This window comes from Pseudomonas sp. NUPR-002, from assembly GCF_056322725.1.
Map to the genome: position 1 here is coordinate 2,797,239 of NZ_CM150476.1, position 16,468 is coordinate 2,813,706.

Here is a 16,468-nt window from a genome sequence, read left to right on the forward strand (position 1 = left end):
CGCGGGTTAAAAAACAACGACTATAAGAGACAACACGCAATGACGCCTCGGGTACTGATCGTCGATGACGATCCGCTTATTCGCGACTTGCTGCACGCCTACCTGTCTCAGGAAGGCTACGACGTTCACTGTGCCGACACCGCCGAACAGGCCGAGCAGTTTCTTGCCAGCCACACCGTCGACCTGGTGATGCTCGACATCCGCCTGCCGGGCAAAGACGGCCTGACCCTGACCCGTGAGCTGCGGGTGCGTTCGGAAGTCGGCATCATCCTCATCACCGGGCGCAACGACGACATCGATCGCATCGTCGGCCTGGAGTGCGGTGCCGACGACTATGTGATCAAACCCCTCAATCCCCGTGAGCTGGTGTCGCGCGCCAAAAACCTGGTGCGCCGCGTGCGCCATGCCCAGGCTTCGCGGCCGCCCGCAACCAGCCAGCATGCACTGAAACAGTTCGCCGACTGGGCGCTGGACAGCGACCGCCGCCGCCTGATTGACCCGCAAGGCAGTGAAACCCTGCTGACCCATGGCGAGTTCCAGTTGCTCAGTGTGTTTCTGCGCAACAGTGGCCACACCCTCAGCCGCGATCAGTTGATGGACCAGATCCGCAACCGTGAATGGGTGCCCAACGACCGCTCCATCGACGTGCTGGTCGGGCGTTTACGGCGCAAGTTGCACGACGACCCGGCCGAGCCACAACTGATCATCACCATCCACGGCGCCGGGTACCTGTTTACCGCCAGCGTGGCGGCCTGAGCCGCATGCGCGGTTGGCTGGGCCTGATGCTGGTGCTGCTGGCCTCGTTTTCGCAGGCCGCCGAGCGTATCCGCTATTGCGACTACCCGGTGTATCCGCCGGTGTCCTGGAGCGACGGCAAGCAAGTGCGTGGCCTGGCGCCGACGGTGGTCCGTGAATTGTTCGCCCGCCTGGGTTACGAGGTTGAAATGGTGGTATTGGGCAACTGGAAGCGCTGCCTGATGGATGCTGCCGAAGGCCGGGTAGACGTGGTGCTGGCTTACAACAGTGACCAGCGTGACCAAGGCATGCGCTTTTCCAGGGTGCCGGTGTTGCGCGAGGAGGTGGCCGTGTTCATCAATCGCCAGCGACCGATTCGCTTCGAACGCCTGCAGGACCTGGCCGGTTACCGTGGCGGCCTGCTGTTTGGCGAAAGCTACGGTCCGGCCTTCGATGCCTTTGTGGCCGAGCATCAGAACATCGAATGGGTGTCCTCCAGCCAGCAGAACTTCGGCAAGCTGATGCGTGGGCGCATCGACTTTGTCATTCAGGAGCGCCGCACCGGGCAACTGTTCCTCGAACGCCTGCCCGGCGCCGAGGCTATCCAGGCCTTGCCTGCGGCCTTGAGCGTCGATTACCTGCGGGTCGCCGTCTCGCGTCATTCACCCTTGAGTCAGCGCATGGCCGATATCGATGAGCAGTTGCAACGCATGACCGACAGCGGTGAGATCGAGCGCTGGTTGCACCAGAGCGAAGTGACCTACCGCGACATGATCAACCTACCGGCTGATGCAAGATGATCCGCCTGCATGCCGAGGGCCTGCTCAGGCGCCTGTTGCTGTTCATTCTGTTGTTCAGCCTGTGCTTTACCGTGCTGGCCAGTACCGTGCAGCTGTACTTCGAATACCGCCGGGAGATGCGCGATATCGATGCGCGCATGGCGTTGATTCGGGTGGGCTACCTGGCCAGTCTTGAGCGCAGCCTCTGGGACCTCAACCAAGAGCAGATCAGCGTGCAGTTGCGCGGTCTGGTGGACTTTTCCGATGTCGCACGGGTGCGCCTGAGCAGCGCGGATTTCAATCTGCTGCAAGGCGAGGCCAACCCGCCCGGGCCGCTGCGCATCGAGCGCTTTGCCCTGGATTTTCAGCCGCCGTCGGGGCCGTTGCGCCACCTCGGTGAGCTTGAGGTCAGCATCGACCTGGGCGCCGTGCACCGGCGCCTGTTCGCCACCGGGCTGACCAGCCTGTTGTGGATGAGTGTGTTCTTGTGTGGCTTGGCCGTGGCCTTGTCGGGGTTGTTCTATCGCCTGGTCACGCGTCATTTGCAGGTGATGGCCGAGTTTGCCCGCCGCGTGGGTGCCGGCGACTGGCAGGAACCGCTGCGCCTGGACAAGCGTCGCGGTGCGCGCTTTGACGAAATCGACACTGTCGCCCATGCCCTGGACGACATGCGCCGAGCGATTCTCAGCGATATCGAGCGCCGCGAAGTGGATCGCCTGGCCTTGCAGGACAAGCGCGATGAGCTGCAGAAGATGGTCGAGCGGCGCACCGCCAGCCTGTTGCGCGCTAAAGAGGAGGCCGAGTCAGCCAACCTCGCCAAGTCGCGGTTTTTGGCGACCATGAGTCATGAACTGCGCACGCCGCTTAACGGCATGCTCGGCATGGCTGAACTGCTGCATGACGCCGGGCTGCAGGGTCAGGATCGGAAGCGGCTGGAAGCGTTGGTCAAAGCCGGAGAAGGGCTGCTGAGCATTCTTAATGAAGTGCTGTATTTCGCCCGTCTCGAAGAAGGCGAGAGCCGCCCGGAAGCGGTGAGTTTTTCGTTGCGCCAGTTGTGTGAAGAAGTCATGACCCTGCTTGCGCCCAAGGCCGAGGCCAACGCCAGCCGTCTGGACTGCCAGATCGACCCGCGACTTGCCGACTGGCAACACGGTGCCGAACAGTATCTGCGCCAGGTGTTGAGCAACCTGCTGGCCAACGCCATCAAGTTCACCGAAGGCGGGCAGGTCAGCGTGCGGGTCGAGGTGCAGGCTGAGCATGATGAGCGGCAGCAGGTGCGGGTCAGCGTCAGCGACAACGGCATCGGTATTGCCGAAGCGATGCAGGCGAAAATTTTCGAGCGCTTTACCCAGGCCAGCGAGGCCGTCGCCCGGCGTTACGGCGGCACCGGTTTGGGGTTGGCGATCAGCAAGCATCTGGTTGAGCAACTGAACGGCCGTATTGGCCTGCACAGCGTCGAGGGGCAGGGCAGTTGTTTCTGGTTCGAGCTTGACCTGGCCCGCGGTCAACCGCTGGTGCAGGCGATTGCGGCGGCGCCGCAGGTTGCAGCGCTGGATATCCTGGTGGTTGAAGATGTGGCGTTGAACCGCGAGGTGGTCAGCGGCCTGCTGCTGCGCGACGGTCACCGCGTGTGGCTGGCCGAGGCGGCTGAACAGGGCCTGGCGATGTGCCGCGAACAGCGCTTCGACCTGCTGTTGCTGGACGTGCATTTACCGGGCATCAGCGGTGTTGAACTGTGTCGGCAGATCCGCAGCGGACCGGGGCCGAACCAGCAGGTGCGGATGCTGGCATTGACCGCCAGTGTGCAACCGGCATTGGTGCAGAGCTGCCTCGAGGCAGGCATGCAGGGTGTTTTGGCCAAACCCTTGAAACTCGACAGTTTGCGGCAGGCGCTGGCCGCAGAAGAGGGCTTGGCCGCAACGGTGGCAGAAGCGTCGGAACTGGACCAGTCGTTGTTGCAAACCCACCGTCAGTTACTGGGCGAAGAGAAGGTGCAGGGCTTGCTTGGCGTACTGCAGGCGTTGATTGTCCAGCACCGCAGTGCACTGGCCGAAGCCATGCAGGCCGGCGATTGCACCGAGATCGGCCATCTGGCGCATCGCCTGGCAGGCAGCAGCGATTCGCTGGGGTTCTGTGGCCTGGCGCGGGTGTTGCGCGCGCTGGAAGACGCTGCCCGAGCCCGCGACCTGCAGGCCGTCGAAGGCTTGCAAGAACGGTTACAGGTACAACTGCAGCGGGCCTTGCAGGCCCTGGAAGGCTTGATCCAGCGCTGATGTACAAAAAAGTTACGACTTTTTACATCTTTGATCGTTACGTACAACGCCACCTTACATCGCTTTCCAATAATCGACGCTAACCGCACTGCACGCGGTCTTCGAAGCTTATTGGAGATAATAATAATGAACTGCCGTAAAGCTCAGCCGTCCCCGCGTTACCGTTTCTCCCTCTCGCCCATCCGTCACTGCTGAGGTGCCGACATGAGCGAATCAAGCGAACGTAAAGGCATCCACCTGACCCGCGCCCTGAAGAGCCGACACATCTTCATGCTGTCGCTGGGCGGGGTGATCGGCACCGGGTTGTTCATGGGCTCGGGGGTCACCATCAACCAGGGCGGGCCGCTGGGTGCGATCCTTGCCTATCTGGTGGCCGGTTTCCTGATGTACCTGGTGATGGTCTGCCTGGGCGAGCTGTCGGTGCAGATGCCGGTGTCCGGTTCATTCCAGGCCCATGCCACCAAATACATTGGCCCGGCGACGGGGTTCATGATCGGCTGGGTGTACTGGATGAGCTGGGCGACCACCGTCGGCCTGGAGTTCACCGCAGCTGGCATGCTGATGGTGCGCTGGTTCCCGGAGGTACCGATCTGGTACTGGTCGGCACTGTTCGTGGTGGTGCTGTTCGGCCTCAATGCCCTGGCCACGCGTGCTTTCGGTGAGGCGGAGTACTGGTTCTCGGGGATCAAAGTCGCCGCGATCCTCGGCTTTATCATCGTGGGCGTGTTGGTGATTTTCGGTGCCATCCCACTGAGCAGTGGTGCACCGGCACCGATGATGAGCAACCTGATCGGCGATTCGCTGTTCCCCAATGGCTTGTCGGCTGTGTTCGCAGTGATGATGACCGTGGTCTACGCCTTCCAGGGCTGCGAGATCATGGGCGTGGCCGCCGGTGAAACCGACCAGCCGGAAAAGAGCATCCCGCGTGCCGTGCGCAACGTGGTGTTCCGCGTGTTGATCTTCTATGTGCTGGCTATCGTCGTGCTGTCGGCCATCGTGCCTTGGCAGCAGGCTGGCCTGATGGAAAGCCCGTTTGTGCAAGTGTTCGACATGGTCGGCATTCCGTACGCGGCCGACCTGATGAACTTCGTCATCCTCACTGCGATTCTGTCGGTGGGCAACTCAGGGTTGTACGCCTCGACGCGTATTCTCTGGGCGATGTCGAAAACCGGCATGGCGCCCAAGAGCCTGTCGCCGCTGAGCAAACGTGGCGTACCGCTGCGCGCGCTGAGCATCACCCTGTGCTTTGCCCTGGTGTCGCTGATGACCAGCTTCATTGCCGCAGACACCTTGTTCATGGTGCTGATGGCGGTAAGCGGCATGTCTGGCACTGTGACCTGGATCGTTATCGCCTTGGCTCAGTATCGCTTCCGTAAAGCGTTCTTGCGTGAAGGTGGTCAACTGGCTGACCTGAAGTACCGGGCCCCGCTGTACCCGCTGGTGCCGCTGCTGTGCATCACCCTGTGCAGCTCGCTGTTTGTGTTCCTGGCACTGGATGAAACGCAACGGCCATCGTTGTACTGGGGCTTTGGCTTCATTGCCGTGTGCTATGCGGCGTACTTCATGATTAATCGTAAGCGTCAGGTGGTGTTGGCGCCTTCGGTGTAATCCTCCACACATCGCATCGCGGGGCAAGCCCGCTCCTACCTGCCGGATTGCACAAGGCAGGTAGGAGCGGGCTTGCCCCGCGATTGCGTTCTGTAGACGCAGTTGTGCGAAGTTGTAACAGCGATCTTTAAAGTCAAAATCAAAATATTTAAAAAGCCATATAAAACAATTAGATACATGCATTTTCTCATCTGTTACACAAGATCTCCCCGCCGATTGTCTCCTTGCTGAACACTCGTTTAGTATCAGCTCAAGTCCTACCCCTCACGCCAACCAGAATAATTCGAGGCCTTCCATGACTACTTCCACGTCACTGCTGAGCACGGTCGAAGCCGGTGTTGCCTGGATCACGCTCAATCGCCCGGAACAGCGCAATGCGCTGGATATCCCCAGCCTGAAAAACCTGCATGCCTTGTTGGACGCCTACAACACCGACCCGGCGGTGCGGGTGGTGGTGCTGACCGGCAGCGGGCGCAGTTTTTGTGCCGGGGCAGATCTGGCCGAATGGGCCGAGGCCGAAGCCCGTGGCGCACTGGAAAGCTATGGCTGGACAGAAACCGCGCACGCCCTGATGCAGCGCCTGCATAGTCTGGAAAAGCCAACCATTGCTGCGATCAACGGCACCGCCGTCGGTGCCGGGATGGACCTGAGCCTGTGCTGCGATCTGCGCGTGGCAGCGGCGTCTGCGCGGTTCAAGGCGGGCTACACCAGCATGGCCTACAGCCCCGATGCCGGTGCCAGCTGGCACTTGCCGCGATTGATCGGCAGCGAGCAGGCCAAGCGCTTGCTGTTTCTTGATGAACTGTGGGGCGCCGAGCGGGCGCTGGCTGCCGGTCTGGTCGGCGAAGTGTGCGCCGATGACCAACTGCTGGCCGTCACCGCCGAACTGGCCGCGCGCCTGGCCAATGGCCCGACCTTCGCGTTTGCCCAGACCAAGCGCCTGATCTGCGACGGCGCCCAGCGCACCCTCGGCGAGCAGCTGCAGGCTGAACTGGCGGCAGGTCTGCTGTGCGGGCGCAGTGAGGATGGCGCCGAAGCATTGCGCGCTTCGGTGGAAAAGCGCGCTGCAAAATTCGTTGGCAAATAAATACTTACACGACCTTCTTCAGGAACATTCCATGAATTTCCAACTGACCCAAGAACAAGAAATGTTGGTGGAAGCGGTACGCAGTTTTGTCGCCAAGGAGTTGCTGCCTCACGAAGAGGCAGTGGACCGCGCTGACGAAGTGTCGCCAGAGTTGGCCGCGCAGATCCGTGGCAAGGCCATCGCGGCAGGTTTTTATGCCTTCAACATGCCTGAGGAAGTCGGCGGCGGCGGGCTCGATTACCTGTCCCAGGCGCTGATCGAACGTGAGCTGTCGAAGGTGTCGTGGGCGGTGCATGTGTTTGTCGCGCGTCCGTCGAAGATCCTCATGGCCTGTAAGGGGGAGCAGATCAACGACTACCTGCTGCCGTGCATCCAGGGTGAGAAGGTGGACTGCTTCGCCTTGACCGAACCGGGTGCCGGTTCCGATGCCAACGCGATCAAAACCCGCGCTGTGCGTGAAGGTGATGACTTCGTCCTCAACGGCAGCAAACACTTCATCAGCCATGCCGGGCACGCTGATTTCGCCATCGTCTTTGCCGTTACCGACACCTATGAACACAACGGCCGCAAGCGCAACGCCGTCACCGCTTTCCTGGTCGACCGTGGCACCCCCGGCATGACCATCCGCCGCGGGCCGAAGTGTGTGAGCAACCGCGGTTACCACACCTATGAACTGTTCTTCGATGATTGCCGCGTACCCGCCAGCAAAGTCCTGGGCGAAGTCGGCAAGGGCTGGGAAGTGGCCAACGCCTGGCTCACGGCCGGGCGAGTGATGGTTGCCGCCAACTGTGTAGGGCAGGCCCAGCGGGCGCTGGACGTCTCGCTGCAGTGGGCCGCCGATCGCAAGCAATTCGGCCAGCCGATCGGTACCTATCAGGGCGTGTCGTTCAAGCTTGCCGACATGGCCACGCAGATCCGCGCTGCTGAACTGCTGACCCTGCACACCGCCTGGAAGATGGATCAGGGCAGCATGACCGATGGTGAAGCCGGTATGGCCAAGCTGTTCGCCAGTGAGGTGCTGGGCAAGGTCGCCGACGAAGCGGTGCAGATTTTCGGCGGCATGGGCCTGATGGACGAAGGCCCGGTAGAGCGGATCTGGCGCAATGCGCGGATCGAGCGGATCTGGGAAGGCACTTCGGAGATCCAGCGGCACATCATTTCCCGTGAACTGTTGCGCCCTCTGTTGCGTTGATCGGGCTGGAGAATAGTTATGTCGCAGTCGATTCGTGACAATCTCAAACGCATGCTGGCACCGCGTCACCTGGCATTTGTCGGTGGCCGCAGCATGGCACGGGCGCTCAAGCGCTGTGCTGAAGGCGGCTACCAAGGCCAGATGTGGCTGGTGAACCCGCAGCACGACAGCCTCGACGGTGTGCCATGTGTACGCAGTGTTGCTGAGCTGCCCTGTGGCCCGGACGCAGTATTCATCGCCACCAATCGCGAGCTGACGCTGACCTGTGTCGCGGAGCTTGCGGCCATCGATGCTGGCGGGGCGATCTGCTATGCCTCAGGCTTTGCCGAAGCCGGTGAGCAGGGCCAGGCCCTGCAGCAGCAACTGCTCAAAGCCGCCGGGCACATGGCCTTGCTCGGCCCCAACTGCTACGGCCTGCTTGATTACCTGCACAACAGCGCCTTGTGGCCGGTCGCCCATGGTGGCAAGACCGTAGACAAAGGTGTGGCGATCCTCACCCAAAGCGGCAACTTCGCCTACAACCTGTCGATGAGCGATCGTTCATTGCCGGTGGCGTATATGGCGTCGGTCGGCAACCAGGCGCAGCTGGGCATTGCCGAGCTGATGGATGTGTTGCTCGATGAACCACGGGTCACCGCTATCGGCCTGCACCTTGAGGGCCTGAAGAATGTCCCCGGTTTTGCCCGTGCTGCGCACAAGGCGCTGGAGAAGGGCATTCCGATCATCGCCCTGAAAACTGGCGTGTCGCAGATCGGCGCCGAGCTGGCCCTGAGTCATACCAGCTCGTTGTCTGGCTCCGATGCTCTGTATGACAGCCTGTTCCAGCGCCTGGGGGTGATCCGCGTCAGCGGCCCGGTCAGTTTCGCCGAGACCCTCAAGGCCGCTGCCTGCGGCAACCTGCCCAAGGGCCGTAGCCTGATTGCCCTGGCCTGTTCCGGCGGCGATGCCGGGTTGATCGCCGACTACGCCGAACGCAATGAGCTGAGCCTGCCTGCACTGCAAGGCGATCAGGTCGATGAACTGGCACAGGTGCTGCCGGCCTACGCCAACCTGGTGAACCCGCTGGACTTCACCACGGCGATCTGGGGTGACGGCGCAGCCCTCGAACGCATGCTCGACAGTGCCCTGCGCAGCGAGGCCGATGCGGCCATGCTGGTGCTCGACTATCCGGCTGAGTTCACCGGCGAGCGCAAGGAATGTGACCTGCTGCTTGAGCTGTACAGCGCTGCGCTCAAACGCCATGGCAAGGTCGGCTTTGTGACCTCGGCTTTCCCCGAACTGCTCCCGGCCAGCGCCCGTGAGCGTTTGCATGCCCAGGGCATCGCCGCGCTGCAGGGCGTTGAAGATGGGCTGGCGGCCTGGGGTCGAATTGCCGCTTATCACCACCAGCGTGAAACACTGCTGGCGCTGGGTGAATCGGCATTGCTGCCGTTGTGCCCACAGGCACTGGACGGTGACAGTCAGTTGCTCAACGAATGGCAGTCCAAGCAGGCTTTGCAAGCGTTTGGCCTGAGCATTCCGGCAGGTGCCTTGAGTACGCCGGAACAGGCCGTGCAGGCCGCTGAGGCGGTCGGCTACCCCTTGGTGCTCAAAGCCGTCAGCGCGCAACTGCCGCACAAGACCGAAGCCGGTGCCGTGGCCCTGAACCTCAAGGATGCTCAGGCGGTGGATACTGCGCTGCAGCAGATGCGGGCGCGGATAGCGGCGTACGCGCCGCAGGTGCCATTCGAACAGGTGCTGCTCGAACCGATGGCCAGTGCGCCGCTGGCGGAGCTGATTGTTGGCATCAAGCGTGAAAACGACTTCGGCCTGGCGCTGGTGATCGGTGCCGGCGGGATTCTGGTCGAGCTGCTCAAAGACAGCAAAACCCTGCTGCTACCGACCACCGACGGCGCGATCCGCGCTGCCGTGCTGGGCCTGCGCAGCGCCAGTTTGCTACAGGGCTTCCGTGGGCGTGAAAGCGCCGACCTCGACGCCTTGGTAGCGGCGATCCGCGCGGTGGCCGACTACGCCTGTGAAAACGCCGGGCACCTGCTGGAACTGGATGTGAACCCCTTAATGGTCGGTGCCCACGGCACCACCGCAGTCGATGCCTTGATTCGGCTCGGCCAGGCGTCAGGAGAACAGCATGCATAACACCCCATTGACCGGCGGCCAGGCCCTGGTCCGCTTGTTGGCCAACTATGGTGTCGACACCGTGTTCGGCATTCCCGGTGTGCACACCCTAGAGCTGTACCGCGGGCTGCCCGGCAGCGGTATTCGCCATGTCCTGACCCGGCATGAGCAGGGGGCCGGATTCATGGCCGACGGTTACGCACGGGTCAGCGGCAAGCCGGGCGTGTGCTTTGTCATCACCGGCCCGGGCGTCACCAACGCCGCCACCGCCATTGGCCAGGCCTACGCCGACTCGATCCCGATGCTGGTGATTTCCAGCGTCAACCACACCGCCAGCCTGGGCAAGGGCTGGGGCTGCCTGCACGAGACCCAGGACCAGCGCGCCATGACCGCGCCGATCACGGCATTTTCCGCCGTGGCTTTGAGCGCTGAAGATTTGCCGGAACTGATCGCCCGCGCTTACGCGGTGTTCGACAGTGAACGCCCACGTCCCGTGCATATTTCTGTGCCACTGGATGTACTGGCGGCGCCGGTCAAACGTGACTGGAGCAGCGAAGTGGTACGTCGCCCCGGCCGTGGCCTGCCGGCCAGCACCGTGCTGGAGCAAGCGGCAGCCCGGCTGGCCGCAGCCAAGCGGCCGATGATCATCGCCGGTGGCGGTGCGCTGCAGGCCGCCGAGGTGTTGCAGCAGCTCAGCAAGCGTCTGGCGGCGCCGCTGTTCACCAGTGTCGCCGGCAAAGGCCTGCTGGCCCCGCAAGCACCGCTGAATGCCGGTGCCAGCCTGTGTGTCGAGCCCGGCTGGAAACTGATCGCCGAAGCGGATGTGCTACTGGCAGTCGGCACCGAAATGGCCGATACCGATTTCTGGCGCGAGCGTTTGCCACTGACCGGTGAGCTGCTGCGGGTGGATATCGACCCGCGCAAGTTCAACGACTTCTATCCCTGCGCCATTGCCTTGCACGGCGATGCGCGCCTGACTGTCGCCGCCTTGCTTGAACACTTGCCGGATATCAACCGTGACAGCGAGAGCGCAGTCGCTGCGGTCAGTGCCCTGCATCAGGCGGTCAAGGCCGGGCACGGCCCGCTGCAGACGATTCACCAGGCAATCCTTGATCGGGTGGCCGCCGAGTTGCCTGACAACGCGTTCATCAGCACCGACATGACCCAACTGGCCTACACCGGCAACTACGCCTTCGCCAGCCGTGCACCGCGCAGCTGGCTGCACCCCACCGGTTACGGCACCTTGGGCTATGGCCTGCCTGCGGGCATCGGCGGCATGTTTGCCAGCGCAGACCGCCCGGGCCTGGTGTTGGTCGGTGACGGCGGTTTTCTCTACACCGCACAGGAACTGGCAACGGCGGTTGAAGAGCTCGACCGTCCGCTGGTGGTACTGCTGTGGAACAACGATGCGTTGGGGCAGATCCGCGACGACATGCTCAACCTCGACATCGAGCCGATTGGCGTACTGCCGCGCAACCCGGACTTCGCCGGCCTGGGCCGCGCCTTTGGCTGCACCGTGGCGCAACCGCGCAGCCTCGACGAACTGCAGCAGGAACTGCGCGCCGGCTTTGCCCGCAACAGCGTGACCCTGATCGAGCTCAAGCATGCCTGCGCTCGTTGATGTCCATCCTGTCCATCCATATTCAGGAAGCTTGCCATGCGCTTTTCCGACTTGACCCAACGTATTGCCGGTGACGGCGCCGCCGCCTGGGATATTCACTACCGGGCCCTGGACCTGCAGGCGCAAGGCCAGGACATTCTCTTGCTGTCGGTGGGCGACCCGGACTTCGACACCCCCGCACCGATCGTGCAGGCGGCCATCGACAGCCTCAACAACGGCCACACCCACTATGCCGATGTCCGCGGCAAACTGGCCCTGCGCCAGGCCATAGCCAACCGGCACCAGCAGCGCAGCGGGCAGGCGGTCAGTGCCGATCAGGTCACGGTGCTGGCCGGTGCCCAGTGCGCGTTGTTCTGCGTTGCGCAATGCCTGCTCAATCCGGGTGACGAGGTCATCGTTGCCGAACCGATGTATGTCACCTACGAAGCGGTATTCGGCGCCTGTGGCGCCACCGTGGTGCCCGTGCCGGTGCGCTCGGAGCACGGTTTTCGCGTGCGCCCCGAGGACGTCGCCGCACGCATCACCCCGCGTACCCGCGCACTGGCCCTGAACAGCCCGCACAACCCTTCGGGTGCCAGCTTGCCCCGTGGCACCTGGGAAGCGCTGGCCGAGCTGTGCATCGCCCACGACCTGTGGCTGATTTCCGATGAGGTCTACAGCGAGCTGCTGTTCGAAGGCGAACACATCAGCCCGGCCAGCCTGCCGGGAATGCCCGAGCGCACGGCGACCTTGAACAGCCTGTCCAAGTCCCATGCCATGACCGGTTGGCGGGTCGGCTGGGTCGTGGGCTCGTCAGCACTGGCCACGCACCTGGAAAACCTCGCGTTGTGCATGCTCTACGGTTCGCCCGACTTCATTCAGGACGCCGCCGTAGTGGCGCTGGAGCAACAACTGCCTGAACTGGACGCCATGCGTGAAGCCTACCGCCAGCGCCGTGACCTGGTCTGTGACAGCCTGGCGGATCGCCCTGGCTTGCGCGCGTTGAAACCCGATGGCGGCATGTTCGTGATGGTCGATATACGTGAGACCGGCCTCAGTGCCCAAGCGTTTTCCAACCGCTTGCTGGACCATTACGGCGTGTCGGTGCTGGCCGGCGAGGCGTTCGGCCCGAGTGCGGCAGGGCATATCCGCCTGGGCCTGGTACTGGCCGAGGCGCCGCTGCGCGAGGCGTGCCAGCGCATTGCCCGCTGTGCTGCGGAACTGATGGAGGCCAAGACCCATGCGTGACTATGCACGGTTGTTCATCGACGGCAGTTGGCAGGTGCCATCGGGGCAGGGCATGGCCGAGGTCATCGACCCGGCCAGTGAGACTGTCACCGGGCGCGTGCCGCTGGGTGACGAACAGGACGTCAACCGCGCTGTCGCGGCGGCGCGTCAGGCCTTCGCCGCCTGGTCGCGCACGCCCTCGAGCGTACGCGCCGGCTACATCAAGGCCCTGGTTGCGCAACTGCAGGCACGCGCCGAAGAAATGGCCAGTGTCATCACCGCCGAACTGGGCATGCCGGTGCAGTGGTGCCGTAGCGTACAGGTCGACGGCCCGATTGCCGGCCTTGCGCAGTACAGCGAACTGGCGGGCTTGATGGATGAGGTCCGTGAAGTCGGCAACTCCCTGGTGTACCGCGAAGCGGTGGGCGTTTGCGCGTTCATCAACCCATGGAACTACCCGCTGCACCAACTGATCGGCAAACTGGCCCCGGCGCTGGCCGCAGGCTGCACCGTGGTGGTCAAGCCCAGCCAGGAAACGCCGCTGCATGCCTTCCTGTTGGCCGAAATGATCGAAGCCATTGGCTTGCCGGCCGGGGTGTTCAACCTCGTCAGTGGCCCGGGCTCGAAAGTGGGTGAGGCCCTGGCTCGGCATCCGCAGGTCGACATGGTCTCGTTCACCGGCTCAACCGGCGCGGGCGTACGCGTGGCCCAGGCGGCTGCGCCGACGGTCAAACGGGTGTGCCTGGAACTGGGCGGCAAGTCGCCGCTACTGATTACCGCCGATGCCGACCTCGACGCCGCCGTGCGCTACGGCGTGCAAGACGTGATGATCAACTCCGGACAGACCTGCACCGCCTTGACCCGCATGCTGCTGCCTGCCAGCCGCTACGACGAGGCGGTCGAAATCGCCAAGGACGAAGTTAGCAAGCTGGTTATGGGCGACCCGCAAGACCCGCAGAGCTTTCTCGGGCCGATGTGCTCGGCAGCGCAGCGGCGCACCGTGCAGGACTACATTCGCATTGGTCAGGAGGAGGGTGCGCGTTTGCTTTGTGGCGGTGACACAGCGCCAGGCTTTGAACGTGGCTTCTATGTACAGCCGACGCTGTTTGCCGATGTCGACAACCACATGCGCATCGCCCAGGAAGAAATCTTCGGCCCGGTGCTGTGCCTGATCCGTTATGACGATGAGGCCCAGGCCATCGATTTGGCCAACGACTCACCCTTTGGCTTGTCCAGCGCAGTGTGGGCGGCGGATCGTCAGCGAGCTTTGCCATTGGCGCGGCAACTGCGTGCTGGGCAATGTTTCCTCAACGGTGCGGCGTTCAATTACCAGGCACCGTTTGGCGGTTACAAACAGTCAGGTAACGGCCGTGAGTGGGGCGAAGAGGGGTTGGCCGAGTTCATTGAGATCAAGGCTGTGCAGATTTGATCGGCCAATAAACTGTTCAGGCCTGTAGGAGCGGGCTTGCCCCGCGATAGCGATCTGTCAGCCATATCGCCTCGCGGGGCAAGCCCGCTCCTACTTAGGCCTGGTCGGCTTGCTCCAGTGGTTTGTCGAAAGCCACGAACAACTGGTCGGCGGTGATCGCGCCCAGGTCCAGGCGCATGTTGGCTTCGAGCATGGCGAACAGGCGGGTGAACACTTCAAATACCTTGCAGTGGTCTTCCAGGCCGGAAAACGGGTTGTCGATTTTTTCTGCAATCAACGAACTTTCCTGCACTGCGTCATACACCTCGCGCAGGGTAATTTCGCTGGCCGGGCGGGCCAGGGTCAAGCCGCCGTGGGCGCCACGCCAGGATTTGAGGATGTTGGCCTTGACCATCAGCGAGACCAGGCTGCGCACGCGGGTGGGGTGCGTCTTCACCCATTTGGCGATGGTCTCGGTGCGCAGTTTCTGCGGCGCATTGGCGGCCACGAACGAGAGTATGTATGAGGCGGTGATCAGGCGGGTTGACTGGCTCATGCTCTGCAGAATCCTTTGAAAATGTCCCTGTAGGAGCGGGCTTGCCCCGCGATTGCGGTGTAACCGTCATAGCGTATCGCGGGGCAAGCCCGCTCCTACAAAAAAAGCGCCTTGGAGGGGCTTGGCAGCGGTATGGGATTGAGTCTAATGTAATTGTCACGATGACAAATACAAATATTTGCAGCATCGATGCGTGCGAAGTCGGCTGAATCCTTTTCTCTGCGCTTCAACAGGGGCAATGCCATGAGCGATAACAACAACAAAATTACTCAAGCGATGCACGACGCTGGCTTGCCGCGTCGCGATTTTCTCAAGTACAGCGCCACCGCCGCCGCAGTGGCCGGGGCGTTTTCCCTAGGCTTGCCAATGCGCGGCTGGGCCGAGGAGGCCACCCCGAAAGCCGGTGGCGTGCTGCGCATGGGCCTGGCCGGTGGCAGCACCACTGACTCCCTCGATCCGGGAACCTGGGCCGACACCTTCACCTTTGTCGGTTTCTCGGCGGTGTACAACACCCTCAGCGAAATCGCCGTGGATGGCAGTGCCATCCCGGAGCTGGCCGAGCGTTGGGAGTTGAGCCCGGACGCGCGCATCTGGACCTTCTTCCTGCGCCAGGGCGTGACCTTCCACAACGGCAAGACCCTCGATGCCCAGGACGTGGTCGCCTCGATCCAGCATCACCTGGGCGACAGCTCCACCTCGGCGGCCAAGACGGTGCTGGGTGATGTTGCTCAGGTTCGCGCTGAAGGCAACAACACCGTGGTCTTCGAACTGCATTCGGGTAACGTCGACTTCGCCTACGTGGTGGCCGACTATCACTTGGCAATCGTGCCCGCCAAAGACGGTAAAGCCGACTGGCAGGCCGGTGTCGGCACCGGTGGCTATCGCCTCAAGGGCTTCGAGCCGGGCGTGCGCATGGATCTGGAACGCAGCCCGGATTACTGGAAAGCCGGCAGGGCACACTTTGCCAGCGCCGAGTTGCTGGCCATTGCCGATGGCGCGGCACGGGTCAATGCCCTGGTCACCGGCCAGGTCGATGTGATCAACAAGGTCGATCTGAAAACCGTGGCCTTGCTCAAGCGCAACCCGAACCTGGCGATCGAGGAAACCAAAGGCGCCCAGCACTACACCTTCCCGATGGCAACCAATAGCGTGCAGTTCCAGGACAACAACATCCGCCTGGCGCTCAAGCACGCGATCAACCGCGAAACCTTGCTGGCTTCGGTGCTCTACGGCTACGGCCAGATTGGCAACGACCATCCGATCCAGCCCGGCAGTCGCTTTATCAATAGCGCACTGGAGCAGCGCAGCTACGACCCGGACAAGGCGCGCTTCTACCTGCGTCAGGCGGGCGTCGATGCACTCAAGGTGCGCCTGCAGGCCTCCGATGCCGCGTACACCGGCGCGGTGGATGCCTCGGTGCTGTTCAAGGAGCAGGCGCGCCTGGCCGGCATCGATATCGATGTGGTGCGTGAACCTGCCGACGGCTACTTCACCAATGTGTGGATGAAGCAGCCGTTCACCGCGTCGTTCTTCTACAGCAGCCTGACCGCCGACCGCATGTTCAGCATCGGTTACGCCAAAGGCGCGGCATGGAACGAGACGCACTGGGACAACCCACGCTTCAACCAGTTGCTCACTGCTGCCCGCGGTGAAATGAACGCGCCGTTGCGCCAGGAAATGTACAACGAAATGCAGGCCCTGTGCCGCGACGACGGTGGTGCCATCGTGCCGCTGTTCGCCAGCTCCGTGGCGGCCCGCTCCAAGCGCGTCACCCATGGCGGCACCACCGCGCCGTATGGCGAGCTCGATGGTCTGCGGCTGATTGAGCGCTGGTGGCAAGCCTGAGGCTGACGCTGCACTACCACCTTTCGTTGTGCCTGTTCGAGGA

General features: G+C 62.8%; 12 protein-coding genes. 11 read left to right on the plus strand and 1 reads right to left on the minus strand.

The window, feature by feature from the left end; genetic code table 11:
* Window positions 1-39: 39 nt before the first annotated feature.
* From ACVWSC_RS12705 to ACVWSC_RS12750, 10 genes are all read left to right on the plus strand, one after another.
* Window positions 40-756 carry a response regulator gene (locus tag ACVWSC_RS12705; RefSeq protein ID WP_442113979.1) on the plus strand — a complete coding sequence of 239 codons (717 nt, stop codon included), beginning with the start codon at window positions 40-42 and terminating at the stop codon, window positions 754-756.
* Window positions 757-761: 5 nt separating this feature from the next.
* Complete coding sequence (locus tag ACVWSC_RS12710) at window positions 762-1,535, plus strand: substrate-binding periplasmic protein (RefSeq protein ID WP_442113980.1); 774 nt, start codon at window positions 762-764, stop codon at window positions 1,533-1,535.
* The gene (locus ACVWSC_RS12715) at window positions 1,532-3,787 is read left to right on the plus strand and encodes an ATP-binding protein (protein WP_442113981.1); all 2,256 of its coding nucleotides are present in this window, start codon (window positions 1,532-1,534) and stop codon (window positions 3,785-3,787) included. The genes ACVWSC_RS12710 and ACVWSC_RS12715 overlap by 4 nt, the downstream gene beginning before the upstream one ends.
* Before the next feature lie 204 nt (window positions 3,788-3,991).
* Window positions 3,992-5,395, plus strand: a complete 1,404-nt coding sequence (locus ACVWSC_RS12720) for an amino acid permease (RefSeq protein WP_442113982.1) — start codon at window positions 3,992-3,994, stop codon at window positions 5,393-5,395.
* Between the two features lie 295 nt (window positions 5,396-5,690).
* Entirely contained in the window at window positions 5,691-6,482 is a 792-nt protein-coding gene (locus ACVWSC_RS12725; RefSeq protein ID WP_442113983.1) for an enoyl-CoA hydratase/isomerase family protein, read from the plus strand.
* A 31-nt stretch (window positions 6,483-6,513) separates the two neighbouring features.
* Entirely contained in the window at window positions 6,514-7,674 is a 1,161-nt protein-coding gene (locus ACVWSC_RS12730; RefSeq protein ID WP_197876778.1) for an acyl-CoA dehydrogenase family protein, read from the plus strand.
* 18 nt (window positions 7,675-7,692) lie between these two features.
* On the plus strand, window positions 7,693-9,810 hold the full coding sequence (locus ACVWSC_RS12735; protein ID WP_442113984.1) for an acetate--CoA ligase family protein: 2,118 nt from the start codon (window positions 7,693-7,695) through the stop codon (window positions 9,808-9,810).
* Window positions 9,803-11,410 carry a 5-guanidino-2-oxopentanoate decarboxylase gene (locus tag ACVWSC_RS12740; RefSeq protein ID WP_442113985.1) on the plus strand — a complete coding sequence of 536 codons (1,608 nt, stop codon included), beginning with the start codon at window positions 9,803-9,805 and terminating at the stop codon, window positions 11,408-11,410. Before ACVWSC_RS12735 ends, ACVWSC_RS12740 begins: the two co-directional genes overlap by 8 nt.
* 36 nt (window positions 11,411-11,446) lie before the next feature.
* Window positions 11,447-12,637, plus strand: a complete 1,191-nt coding sequence (locus tag ACVWSC_RS12745) for a pyridoxal phosphate-dependent aminotransferase (protein WP_442113986.1) — start codon at window positions 11,447-11,449, stop codon at window positions 12,635-12,637.
* Window positions 12,630-14,045 (plus strand): aldehyde dehydrogenase family protein, encoded by a 1,416-nt coding sequence (locus ACVWSC_RS12750; protein ID WP_442113987.1) that lies wholly within the window; start codon window positions 12,630-12,632, stop codon window positions 14,043-14,045. The genes ACVWSC_RS12745 and ACVWSC_RS12750 overlap by 8 nt, the downstream gene beginning before the upstream one ends.
* A 94-nt stretch (window positions 14,046-14,139) precedes the next feature.
* Here ACVWSC_RS12750 and ACVWSC_RS12755 read toward each other — a convergent pair whose 3' ends face one another.
* Window positions 14,140-14,580 carry an Rrf2 family transcriptional regulator gene (locus ACVWSC_RS12755; protein WP_442113988.1) on the minus strand — a complete coding sequence of 147 codons (441 nt, stop codon included), beginning with the start codon at window positions 14,578-14,580 and terminating at the stop codon, window positions 14,140-14,142.
* Between the two features lie 243 nt (window positions 14,581-14,823).
* Between ACVWSC_RS12755 and ACVWSC_RS12760 the strand changes: the two genes are divergently transcribed.
* Window positions 14,824-16,425: an ABC transporter substrate-binding protein gene (locus ACVWSC_RS12760; protein WP_442113989.1), complete on the plus strand. Its 1,602-nt coding sequence runs from the start codon at window positions 14,824-14,826 to the stop codon at window positions 16,423-16,425.
* Window positions 16,426-16,468: the final 43 nt, after the last annotated feature.

Bases quoted from the DNA above. Each gene is read 5' to 3' on its own strand.
- ACVWSC_RS12735 (WP_442113984.1), top strand. From the start codon at position 7,693: ATGTCGCAGTCGATTCGTGACAATCTCAAACGCATGCTGGCACCGCGT.
- ACVWSC_RS12740 (WP_442113985.1), top strand. From the start codon at position 9,803: ATGCATAACACCCCATTGACCGGCGGCCAGGCCCTGGTCCGCTTGTTG.
- ACVWSC_RS12745 (WP_442113986.1), top strand. From the start codon at position 11,447: ATGCGCTTTTCCGACTTGACCCAACGTATTGCCGGTGACGGCGCCGCC.
- ACVWSC_RS12720 (WP_442113982.1), top strand. From the start codon at position 3,992: ATGAGCGAATCAAGCGAACGTAAAGGCATCCACCTGACCCGCGCCCTG.
- ACVWSC_RS12715 (WP_442113981.1), top strand. From the start codon at position 1,532: ATGATCCGCCTGCATGCCGAGGGCCTGCTCAGGCGCCTGTTGCTGTTC.
- ACVWSC_RS12725 (WP_442113983.1), top strand. From the start codon at position 5,691: ATGACTACTTCCACGTCACTGCTGAGCACGGTCGAAGCCGGTGTTGCC.
- ACVWSC_RS12750 (WP_442113987.1), top strand. From the start codon at position 12,630: ATGCGTGACTATGCACGGTTGTTCATCGACGGCAGTTGGCAGGTGCCA.
- ACVWSC_RS12710 (WP_442113980.1), top strand. From the start codon at position 762: ATGCGCGGTTGGCTGGGCCTGATGCTGGTGCTGCTGGCCTCGTTTTCG.
- ACVWSC_RS12705 (WP_442113979.1), top strand. From the start codon at position 40: ATGACGCCTCGGGTACTGATCGTCGATGACGATCCGCTTATTCGCGAC.
- ACVWSC_RS12755 (WP_442113988.1), bottom strand. From the start codon at position 14,580: ATGAGCCAGTCAACCCGCCTGATCACCGCCTCATACATACTCTCGTTC.
- ACVWSC_RS12760 (WP_442113989.1), top strand. From the start codon at position 14,824: ATGAGCGATAACAACAACAAAATTACTCAAGCGATGCACGACGCTGGC.
- ACVWSC_RS12730 (WP_197876778.1), top strand. From the start codon at position 6,514: ATGAATTTCCAACTGACCCAAGAACAAGAAATGTTGGTGGAAGCGGTA.